The sequence below is a fragment of the Janthinobacterium sp. GW458P genome, assembly GCF_002127585.1.
Taxonomy (GTDB): domain Bacteria; phylum Pseudomonadota; class Gammaproteobacteria; order Burkholderiales; family Burkholderiaceae_D; genus Janthinobacterium.
In genome coordinates this window covers 171,485-180,892 of sequence record NZ_NEGZ01000004.1, presented here as the reverse complement: position 1 = coordinate 180,892, position 9,408 = coordinate 171,485, and the positions used below count along the sequence as shown (strand labels likewise).

The following is a 9,408-nucleotide window of genomic DNA, read 5'->3' as shown; positions in this document are numbered from 1 at the left end:
TGGCGCGGCGGCGCCACGGCCGCGCCGGCACGCGCCGGCGGCAGCCATGGCGCGGCGCCCTGAAAAAGTGAGCCAGGTCAAGAGTCCGCATGCCGGCCGTGCGTTTCAGGGGGAATTCCAGCCCGATCTTGCCAACCGCACTATAATGTCGGCACCGCGTGCGGCAGCAATGGCGGCGATAGACGGTAACAATTTCGTGTGGACGCCAGTACAATAGCGGCTGGGCCTACACAGGGTTTCACTTTTGCCAGCAGTTGCCAGCAACTAACCATTTTTTTGACCAGCCAACAAATACTATGAGTTCGATGAATGAAGAGCGCGTTTTAAGCGTGCACCACTGGACGGATACCCTGTTCTCCTTTACCACCACGCGCGACCCGTCGCTGCGTTTCTCGAATGGCCATTTCACGATGATCGGCCTGCGCGTGGACGGCAAGCCCCTGCTGCGCGCCTACAGCATCGCCAGCGCCAACTATGAAGACCACCTGGAATTTTTCAGCATCAAGGTGCCGGGCGGCCCCCTGACGTCGCGCTTGCAGCACTTGCAGGTGGGCGACACCGTCATCGTCGGCCGCAAGCCGACGGGCACCCTGGTATCCGATTACTTGCTGCCAGGCAAACGCCTGTACATGCTGTCGACGGGCACGGGCCTGGCGCCCTTCCTCAGCATCGTGCGCGATCCGGACATCTACGAGCGCTTCGACCAGCTGATCCTCGTGCACGGCGTGCGCCAGGTCGATGAACTGGCCTACCGCGAGCTGCTGGAAGAGCACCTGCCGCAGCATGAGTTCCTGGGCGAGATGGTCAGCGACAAGCTGCGCTACTACCCGACCGTGACGCGCGAGGATTTCCGCAACATGGGCCGCATCACGCAACTGATCGAGAACGGCAAGCTGGCCGAAGACCTGGGCTTGCCGGCGCTGAACCCGGCTGAAGACCGCGTCATGATCTGCGGCAGCTCGGACATGCTGCGCGACCTGAAGGACATGCTGGAAGAGCGTGGCTTCAAGGAAGGCAACACCTCGACGCCAGGCGACTTCGTCGTCGAGCGCGCGTTCGCCGAGAAGTAATCCGCACCGCTCCGGGGGCCCGGTCCCGCCGCACCTTGCGGCGGCGCCGGGCCCTCTGCGTTTCAGCGCGCCAGCGCCGGCGCGCCGCGCTGGTACTGCAAGCCGTTCATGAAGCGCTGCACGGGCGCAAAAGTGCTGCTGAGGATATCGTCATGCGGCGCGTAGTAGCGCGTCTCGATCTTCAGCAGGCCCAGCACGGTCGCGTCGAGCTTGTCCGTCTGGTAGGGCCGGCTTTCCAGCGCCGCGCGCGCCGCCTGCGAGGCGCCCAGCGGCCGGTTACTCCAGATCAACATCGGAATTTCATAGCCGCTCTTGTCGGAAGCGGAATGGCCGGCGTGGTTGCGGCTGTAGCCCACCTCCTGGCCATGGTCGGAAACGAACAGCAGCGAGGCGGCGCGGTCCGTCTTGGCTTGCTCGGCCAGGCTGATCAGCTTGCCCAGCACATAGTCGCCGTAGCGGATGGCGTTGTCGTACGCGTCGCGCTGGCGGCGTATCCACGCGGACCTGCCCTGGCTGGCCATCTGCGCGCTGACGGCGTCGCGCGCCTGGCCGAAATGGGCAAAGCGGCTCGGGTAGCGCATGCCATAGCTGGGATGGGCGCCCAGCAGGTGCACGACGATCAGCTTTTTGGGCGCCGCATCGCGCAGCGCCTGCTCAAACGGCTGGAACAGGTTGCCGTCAAAATTGTTTTCGCCGCGCCCAGTGCCGTAGTTGATGAAATCGCTTTCATCGGCCTCGCCCGCCAGCAAGCCGATCCAGCCGTCGTTGCGCGCCTGGTTCGACACCCAGAAGGTCTTGTAGCCGGCCGCCTCGGCCAGCATCAGCAGGTTCGGCTTGGCCATCCACGCGTGGGGATTGCCGAGATCGGCCGGCGTGAGCATCGTCATCATCGATTCCACCGTGCTGGACGCCGGTGAAATCACGTCATTAAAGACCAGCAGCTTCGAACGCATGGCGTCGAGCCGGGGCGTGGTCGCGCGCGCATAGCCATACAGCGACATCGAGGCGCGGTTGGTGCTCTCGCCGATCACCAGGATCACCGTGCGCGCCCGCTCGCCCGCATAGCGCACCTGCCAGTCCAGCGGTGAGCTCATCTTTGTTGCCAGTGCCTGCTGCATCGCTTGCATGGCGGCCAGCTGTTCGCTGTACTGCTGGTAGCGCAGCGGCCAGAACAGGAGCGGATTCTCGCGCCGCATGGTGGTATTGACATGCAGCATCACCAGGAACGCGGCCATGAAGGCGGCGGCGCCCTTCTGCCAGCGGCCAGGCGCGGCATGCGACGGCGCCAGCCGGCGCCGCAGCAGGCGGTCGGCCAGCAGCACGGCCGCCGTCACGCCCACGAACCAGCACGCCGCCTGCGCCAGGGCTGCGCCGTTATGCACGAAAAACTCGGCCGTCTCCGCTTGATCTGTCGCAAACATCGCCTGTAAAACGGCAGCGGCATTGGGCCGCATGCCAAAATAGGCGCGCAAGAAGCCTTTTACGGCGGCGTCCAGGTAAAACACGGGCGCGACGATGCGCAGCAGCCAGGCGGCCGCGCCGGCCGGCAAGCGCCACGCGTGCAGCACGCCGCCTATGCCCAGCAGGAAGGCGGCCAGCAGCACGCCCAGCTTGAGCAGTTCGTTGGCGCTCAACTGGCCGGAACAGAAGAAAACCAGCAGGCCGGCAATGCTGGTCAGGACGCGGTAAAACAGGATCGGCATGGAGGCGGCAGAGAATCTGGTGGGCGTTGTAGGGGATGGCATGGCGTGGCCCGCGCGGACGCGGCCCGCGATTGTAGCCCAAGTCCCTGGCCACTTGCATCATCATTTCATGCTGGCAAAATGCATTTGCAGGCGCCGGGCCTGCATGCTCCTGACAGAAACTGTCAGTGCCTTTTATTATAATTTCGCCATGCGGAGGCAGCCGGCCCCCGCCACACCGACCAACCCGAGACAGGACTTGCCATGACACGTGCCATCACCATACTTACCGAGAACTTCGCCGACTGGGAAACCGCCCTGTTCAACTCCACCGCCCGCCTGTACTACGGCTTCTACACGCAGTTCGCCACGCCGGGCGGCCAGCCCGTGACCTCGTCCGGCGGCATGCTGGTGACGCCGCAGCTGGCGCTGGAAGAGATTGCGCTCGATGAACTCGACTTGCTCATGGTGTGCGGCGGCAGCAGCTGGCAAAGCGGCAAGGCGCCCGATGTGAGCGCCCTGCTGCGCGCCGCGCGTGCGCGCAGTATCGTGCTGGCCGGCATTTGCGACGGCACCCGCGTGCTGGCGCAGGCGGGCGTGCTCGACACTGTCCGCCACACCTCGAACGGCGCCGCCAACCTGGCCGATACCGGCTATGCGGGCGCCGCCCTGTACCAGGACGTGCCCTGGGCCGTGGCCGACCAGGGCGTCATCACGGCGCCCGGCACGGCCCCCGTCAGCTTTACGCGCGAAGTGCTGCGCAGCCTGGGCATCGCCGACGACAACCTGCACGCCTACCTGGCCATGCACGGCGCCGAGCACGGCCAGCCCGGCTAAGGGAGCCCGCCCGGCACGCCGGCGTCGATTTCCAGGACGTCGAACGGCCGATGGTATGAACGATGGGCCGCCGGATCGATGAAGCGACCCGCAAAGCCGCCGGCGCCGGCGGCGTCGCAGTCGAAGCGCCTGTCCGCCGTATCGAGCATGCGTTGCCAGAAGGCATTCCTGCGCGCGATATTCGGCACGGACGCGGGATAGAAAGCGCCGTGCGCCATCTGCCTGACCTGCCGTCCCGCCGCATCGACCTGGCGCACCGTCGCGTCCTTGCTGCTCAAGCCGCCCGTCAGCCGCATGGGCAGCAGGCCGGCGGCGTCCAGCGCCCGGTGGATGCGCGACCAGATCATGGTGCCGATGCCGCACTGCGTCAAGGCTGGCGGCAGCTGGAAGTCGATGATGCGCAAGACCATGCCCTGACTCTGCGTATGGCCGAAGCTGTCACTGTAGTCATGGCTGGCGCGCGCCTGCGACGGCTGCGCCGCGTCCGGGTCCGTATACGCGACAGTCACGCCGACCTTGCCGCACGTAGTCGTGCGGTTCCCGCCCACGCATTCCCAGTCGAGCCTGACGCGGATCTCCACGGGCGCCCGGCCCTGCGCAAACACCAGCCGGCAGGCGGACACGCTGGACGACCTGACGAAAGCGCTCATCGTGCATTGCCCCTCATGCTTACTTCTGCAAGGTTTGCAGGCGCGCCACGGCATGCGCATTGCCGGGGTCCAGTTCCAGCGCACGGCGGTAGTGCGCGATGGCCGGCGCCGTGGCGCCGTCGGCTTCATACGCTTCGGCCAGACTGTCGTGGCCGTTCGCGCTGTCCGGATACAGCTGCACGGCCAGTCCGAGCACGGCGACGGCCTGCCGCGCCTGCTGGCGCGCCAGCAGGCGGTAGCCCCAGGCATTCAAGTCGTTTTCGGATGGAGACGGCAAGCCGTGCTGGCGCCGGATGGCGGCCAGTTTCGGCGCCAGGTCCGCATACGGGCCGTCGCCGAGGGCGTGGCGCAGCAGCTGCACCGCATGCGCGCCGCCATACCGCAGGCGCAGCGCGGGGATATAAAAGCCGGCCACCGCGTCGATCAGCTGTTCCGGCTGGCCCCCGGCCAGGTTGCTCAGGATAATGACGGCCAGATCGTCGTCCGGATACACGTAGAAGGCGGAACGGCCGCCGCCGATGCCGGCCACGGCGCGGTGGCCGTCGCGGCGGATGGCGGGCCAGCCCAGCGCCCACGGCGCCGGCTTGCCGTCATTCAGGCGGGTCGTTTGCCACAGCCGCGCCACGCCGGCGGGCGCCAGCAAGCGTCCCGCTTGCAGCGCGGCAAGCCAGCTGGCCAGCTCGCCCGTATTGCTGTTGATGCCGGCCCCGGCGCGCATGAAGACGGGAAAATCCTCGATGACGTTGCGGTAGCCCTTGCCGCCGGCGCCCAGCACATAGGAGCTGGCCTTGTTGGCGACCACGTCCTTCGCGTCGCCGAAGCCGCTGTGCCGCATGCCGGCCGGGTCGAATTGCCCGCGCTGGATGAAATCGACGTAGGACTGGCCGCTCTGGCGCTCGATCAATTGCGCCAGCAGCACATAATTGCTCTGGTTGTAGCGGTAGCGCTGGCCTGGCGGGGCTTCCACCGGCAGCGCCTGCACGGCCGTCCAGGCCGCCTGGCCGTCGTCCGGGTCCGGCCCCACCAGCTTGCCGCGGCGCTGGTCCAGCACGTCGGGCAAGCCGGACGTGTGGTTGAGCAGCTGCGTCACCGTCACGGCTTGCCACGCCGGCGGCAAGTCCGGCAGGTAGGCGGCAATCGGCGCGCCCAGGTCGACCTTGCCCTGCTGCACCAGCTGCATCACGGCCACGCCCGTAAACGCCTTGGTGGCCGAATTGATGGAAAACAGGCTCGCATCCGTCACCGGCACGCCGTACTGCAGGCTGGCCACGCCGAAATTGCGCGACAGCACCACCTTGCCATGCCGGATGACGGCGATTTGCAGGCCCGGTATCCGGCGTTCGCGCATTTCATCGTGGACGAAGGCGGCGATGTCGCGCTCCACGCGGCCGGCCTGCTGTCCACTGGCGGGCGCGGCAGTGGCGGCCAGGGCCTGCGGCGCAAGGACCGCGCCAAGCGCCAGGATGAGCAAGGCCGACGGGAAACGGGTGTGCAAGATGACTCTCTCTGATGGACCGGGTGGAACTGCAGCATCCCATATCTTTTTACCAAGGTCAACGAGAATCTTGCCAATTAGAAACTTATTCCTGCAGCCACACATCCTCGTAGCCTTCGCGGTCGACGATGAACCTGGCGCCGCTGGGCAAGGCCAGGTAGTCGAGCACTTGCGGCAGCATCTCGCGCAGGTGCGCCGCATGCAGGGGCTGGTAAAAGTCCAGGGCGTCGCTGTGCTCGCCGCAATGGATGAACCAGCTGATGGTGCCGTTTTCCGGCAGCGCGATGCGCGTGCCGTAGATGGGCGACTGTTCGAGGCTGCCGATGGCCAGGGCCACCATGGCTTCCGGCGCCTGCGCAGGCAAGCCGTATTTGTCGCAGATGCGCCGCTGGTTTTCGTTGATCTGTTTGTTCATCCGCTCGTGCATGGCGTCCTCAGGATCCGATGTATTTGTAAGTCAGCCGCAGCGCGCCGTCGTGGCTGGCCACTTCCAGGTGCACGATCGCTTCGTCCGGCCTGCCGTCGGCCAGCAGCACGCATTCCATGCCCAGCGGGCCGGCGTCGGTGGCGTACACGTCGACGGGCGGACGGCCGCCCTTGCCCGGCACGAAGGCGTGCGCCAGCGGCGCCAGCGACAGGCGCTGCTGCGGGGCAAAATAACTGTCCACCATGTCGCAGATTTCGCCGGCCAGCGCCGGCGACATGGCCCACTCGCGTTGCAGCGCAACAGGATCGCGCAGGTCGAGCGTGTGTACGAAGGCCGCGGCCAGCGCATGCGCCTGCGCCTGCCGCCGCAGGCTGTCGCTAACGGCTGTCTCCATGGAATGTTCCCTTGCTGAAAAAGCGCCATTATAGTGCGCCGCCTGCCGCATGCGCGTCCTTCTTGCCGATAATATGCGTCCAGATCTATCGTCATACTGCGGCGCAATAATTACGCGCCGCCAGCCATTCAAATACACGCCGCCATTATTAATCAAATATTAATAATAATCACAAGCCGTTATATTTGGTGAGAATTGCGCAAATGCCGGCATACCTGCGCTGCATTTTCAAGTTGACGCCTATTTATTCCGGCGCTAATATCGAATGGCCATATACCATGGCATACAGCGCAAGCAGTACTTAACCATCACAAGAGGATAGTACAATGCAAAAACAGAACCAACCCAAATTGTTCGCGTTTAAACTGGCTGAAAAACAGGTAGAAAAACCAGCGGCGCCCGCCAGCGCCTGGAAAGTGCGCGACGGCGTCGCCGTGGCCGGCTGCACGGCGGTCGGCACCCATGACCAGTACCGCGATTCCTCGCGCTTCCAGCCGAACGACGGCGGCCAGTACTGCTGACCTTCCCGGCGCCATCATCCCCGCCCGGCGCGGGGTTTTCATTCAATTCCGCATATTCAAACCGGCGCCAATTGCGGCGCGGCTTTTCCGCGCGCCCGCAATAACGTCATCATTGCCATTCAAGCGGATATATATTTTTTAAAATACGTGTTTATTCGCAAAACCCGGTGCATAACGATTACTGAAGGATATTCCCATGGATAATCAAAAAGAAACAAAACTGTTCGCATTCAAGCTGGCGGAAAAGAAGGAACAGGAAAAACCTGTCCATCCCGCGCCCTGGAAGGTGCGCGACGGTGTCGCCGTGGCCGGCTGCACAGCCGTCGACAGCGAAGAACAATACCGCTATTCGCGTATCGGTTCGAGTGACGGCGGAGAGTTCTGCTGATACTTGAGCCAGCTGAAAGCCTTGCCGTGGCAAGGCTTTTCATTTTCTTTCGCCGCAGGGCCCTGCATGCATAAACAGATTTTAATTGTCAGCCATAGCGGCGATCTGCACGCCGACCTGGTGGCAGCCATCCTCGCCGCCCGCGGCCATGCGCCATGGCGCATCGATCTCGACGCCTTTCCCCGCGATTACCAGCTGAGCCAGAGCCTGCAACACGGCCAGGCCGGCGCGCGCCTGCGCCGCCTGCCCGACGGCGCCTGGCTGGACCTGCGGCAAGTGGGCGCCGTCTGGCTGCGCAAGCGGGCCGACTACGCCTATGCCAGCGCCGACCTGACGCCGCAGGAGCGCGCCTATGCCCAGCTGGAAACGGAACAGGCCATCTTCAGCGTGCTGTACGCGCTCGATTGCTACTGGCTCAGCCATCCGCTGGCCCTGCGCGGCGCCCAATGGAAGGGCGAACAGCTGGAACGGGCGGCGCGCATGGGCTTTCGCGTGCCCGCCACGCTGATCAGCAACGTGCCCGACGACGTGCGCGCCTTCCGCGCCGCCGTTGGCGGAGCCATCATTTTCAAGAGCATGTCCACGCCCAGCCTGGCCGCCGAAGCCGTCGGGGACGGGGACAGGGTCAGCGCCGGCATCGGCACCACCGTCGTCGACGACGCCATGCTCGACAGCCTGGACGCCGTCAGCGAGCTGAGCTGCCAGTTCCAGGAATATATTGCCAAGCAATACGAACTGCGCGTCACCATCATCGGCCAGCACCTGTTTGCCGCGCGCCTGTATACGCAGGACGATGCCCGCACGGCCGTCGATTCGCGCGACATGTCCGCGCCCATCCGCTACGAGGCGGCAACCTTGCCGGACGACATACACCGGCGCTGCCTCGACTTCGTGCACAGCTACGGCCTCGCATATGGGGCGCTGGACCTGATCGTCACGCCCGAGGGCGAATATGTTTTCCTGGAAAACAATCCAGTCGGGCAATTTTTATATGTGCAGCAACTGGTACCCACCCTGCCCCTGCTCGACAGCGTGGCCGACACCCTGATCAAAGGAGCGCTATGCCACAGCCAGACCTGAACGCGATTGCGCTCCAGCTGCGCCAGCTGGAACAGGCGCGCGACAGCCGGGCCATCGTCCTGGCCGCCTCACACCTGGACATGGAACTGCTGCCCGCCCTCTACGAACTGTGCCAGGGCATCGGCCCCGTGGCGCGGCTCGACGTGGTGCTGCACGGACGGGGCGGCATCGTCAACGCGGCGCGCCGCATTGCCCTGCTGCTGCGCCAGCATGCGCGCCACCTGAGCTTTATCGTGCCCTTCCACTGCCAGTCGGCCGCCACCTTGCTGGCCCTGGGCGCCGACGAGATCATCGCGGGCGACCTGGCCCTGTTCTCGCCGATCGACCCGCAGCTCGACGGCGTGGACGGCGGCGCCTTTTCCAGCCTCGACATCAAGGTCTTCGGCGACATGGCGCAGCAATGGTTCGGCGTCGACGCGGGCGAAGCGCGCCAGCAATCCTTGTCCCTGCTGTGCGGCAGCGTCTTCCCGCCTTCCCTGACGGCCTTCTACCGCACCACCCTGGAACTGGCGCAGATCGGCGAGGAATTGCTGGCCTGGCAATTGCCCGACGCCACACAAGAGGCGCGGCGCGCCATCGTCGCGCGGCTGGTGACCGGTTATCACTCGCACAACTATGCGCTGACGCGCGAAGAGCTGGCCGGCCTGGGCCTGAACATGGCGCGCGATGCCCAGGCTGAACGGCTGGGCTGGGCCATCTCGACGCAGTTGCAGGCCAGCATAGGCGGCGCCCTGCGCAGCGCCCCCGACGAAGCGTGGCAGGACGCGCTGCTGGCCACGCGCGACGGCGTGCAGCTGCGGCGCCAGCGTCCGGGCGGCTTCGCGCCGCAGTGGAGCACGCCAGCGGGGCCGGCATGCTGACGGC

Annotated in this window: 12 protein-coding genes; 7 read left to right on the top strand and 5 right to left on the bottom strand. The window is 65.4% G+C overall.

All coding sequences use genetic code 11. The features are described from left to right. Together CBW50_RS29700 and CBW50_RS05600 are read left to right on the top strand one after the other, a co-directional pair. Window positions 1–217, top strand: a 217-nt coding sequence (locus CBW50_RS29700) for a hypothetical protein (protein ID WP_216356316.1), incomplete at its 5' end; no start/stop codon positions are given. Between the two features lie 79 nt (window positions 218–296). Then, a complete protein-coding gene (locus tag CBW50_RS05600; protein ID WP_086144606.1) occupies window positions 297–1,070 on the top strand; it encodes a ferredoxin--NADP reductase in 774 nt (257 codons plus the stop codon). Window positions 1,071–1,132: 62 nt separating this feature from the next. Here the strand turns inward: CBW50_RS05600 and CBW50_RS05595 are convergent, their stop codons facing one another. After that, a complete protein-coding gene (locus CBW50_RS05595) occupies window positions 1,133–2,815 on the bottom strand; it encodes a phosphoethanolamine transferase (protein WP_086144605.1) in 1,683 nt (560 codons plus the stop codon). 201 nt (window positions 2,816–3,016) lie between these two features. Between CBW50_RS05595 and CBW50_RS05590 the strand changes: the two genes are divergently transcribed. Further along, window positions 3,017–3,589 carry a type 1 glutamine amidotransferase family protein gene (locus CBW50_RS05590; RefSeq protein ID WP_086144604.1) on the top strand — a complete coding sequence of 191 codons (573 nt, stop codon included), beginning with the start codon at window positions 3,017–3,019 and terminating at the stop codon, window positions 3,587–3,589. Here CBW50_RS05590 and CBW50_RS05585 read toward each other — a convergent pair. The 4 genes from CBW50_RS05585 to CBW50_RS05570 form a co-directional block, all read right to left on the bottom strand. Further along, the gene (locus tag CBW50_RS05585; protein ID WP_086144603.1) at window positions 3,586–4,239 is read right to left on the bottom strand and encodes a hypothetical protein; all 654 of its coding nucleotides are present in this window, start codon (window positions 4,237–4,239) and stop codon (window positions 3,586–3,588) included. The genes CBW50_RS05590 and CBW50_RS05585 overlap by 4 nt on opposite strands. Before the next feature lie 19 nt (window positions 4,240–4,258). Continuing rightward, the gene (locus tag CBW50_RS05580; protein ID WP_216356315.1) at window positions 4,259–5,734 is read right to left on the bottom strand and encodes a serine hydrolase domain-containing protein; all 1,476 of its coding nucleotides are present in this window, start codon (window positions 5,732–5,734) and stop codon (window positions 4,259–4,261) included. Window positions 5,735–5,819: 85 nt separating this feature from the next. Next, a complete protein-coding gene (locus tag CBW50_RS05575; RefSeq protein ID WP_086144601.1) occupies window positions 5,820–6,149 on the bottom strand; it encodes a hypothetical protein in 330 nt (109 codons plus the stop codon). Between the two features lie 19 nt (window positions 6,150–6,168). Beyond that, on the bottom strand, window positions 6,169–6,555 hold the full coding sequence (locus tag CBW50_RS05570) for a hypothetical protein (protein WP_086144600.1): 387 nt from the start codon (window positions 6,553–6,555) through the stop codon (window positions 6,169–6,171). A gap of 326 nt (window positions 6,556–6,881) precedes the next feature. On the opposite strand from CBW50_RS05570, the gene CBW50_RS05565 reads away from it, so the two are divergent. From CBW50_RS05565 to CBW50_RS05550, 4 genes are all read left to right on the top strand, one after another. Further along, a complete protein-coding gene (locus CBW50_RS05565) occupies window positions 6,882–7,076 on the top strand; it encodes a hypothetical protein (protein WP_086144599.1) in 195 nt (64 codons plus the stop codon). A 196-nt stretch (window positions 7,077–7,272) separates the two neighbouring features. Further along, window positions 7,273–7,464 (top strand): hypothetical protein, encoded by a 192-nt coding sequence (locus CBW50_RS05560; RefSeq protein ID WP_086144598.1) that lies wholly within the window; start codon window positions 7,273–7,275, stop codon window positions 7,462–7,464. Between the two features lie 66 nt (window positions 7,465–7,530). Beyond that, a complete protein-coding gene (locus CBW50_RS05555; protein WP_086144622.1) occupies window positions 7,531–8,544 on the top strand; it encodes a RimK family alpha-L-glutamate ligase in 1,014 nt (337 codons plus the stop codon). Next, window positions 8,526–9,404, top strand: a complete 879-nt coding sequence (locus tag CBW50_RS05550) for a hypothetical protein (RefSeq protein WP_086144597.1) — start codon at window positions 8,526–8,528, stop codon at window positions 9,402–9,404. Before CBW50_RS05555 ends, CBW50_RS05550 begins: the two co-directional genes overlap by 19 nt. The last annotated feature ends 4 nt before the right edge of the window (window positions 9,405–9,408 follow it).